The sequence below is a fragment of the Vibrio sp. 10N.222.55.C6 genome (assembly GCF_041473395.1).
GTDB classification, from domain to species: domain Bacteria; phylum Pseudomonadota; class Gammaproteobacteria; order Enterobacterales; family Vibrionaceae; genus Vibrio; species Vibrio crassostreae_C.
Window position 1 is genome coordinate 1 of record NZ_JBFRSD010000372.1, and the last position, 323, is coordinate 323.

At 40.6% G+C, this 323-nt stretch carries 1 pseudogene; it reads left to right on the plus strand.

The window, feature by feature from the left end:
* Positions 1-323, plus strand: a pseudogene (locus AB4486_RS24175) (type II and III secretion system protein family protein); the annotation flags it as partial.

Here is a 323-nt window from a genome sequence, read left to right on the forward strand (position 1 = left end):
GGTGCAACCCCTATTTTCAATATTCCTACCTCTACTGATTACGGTATTTTAGGTTCTTTCATTGATAGTAATACATTGTTTACTTTCGCATTGGACGTAGCAAAACAAAATGGTGTGGCAAAAGTCTTGGCTGAACCGAACTTAACCGCGCTAAGCGGTTCAAAGGCTGAGTTTTTAGCGGGGGGAGAATTTCCCATTCCGGTGCCTGATGAAGATGGTATTACCATTGAATATAAAGAATATGGTGTAGGTTTAAAGTTCATCCCCACGGTACTCAGTGACAAAAAAATCAACCTAAACTTAGCGGTTGATGTGAGTGAGAT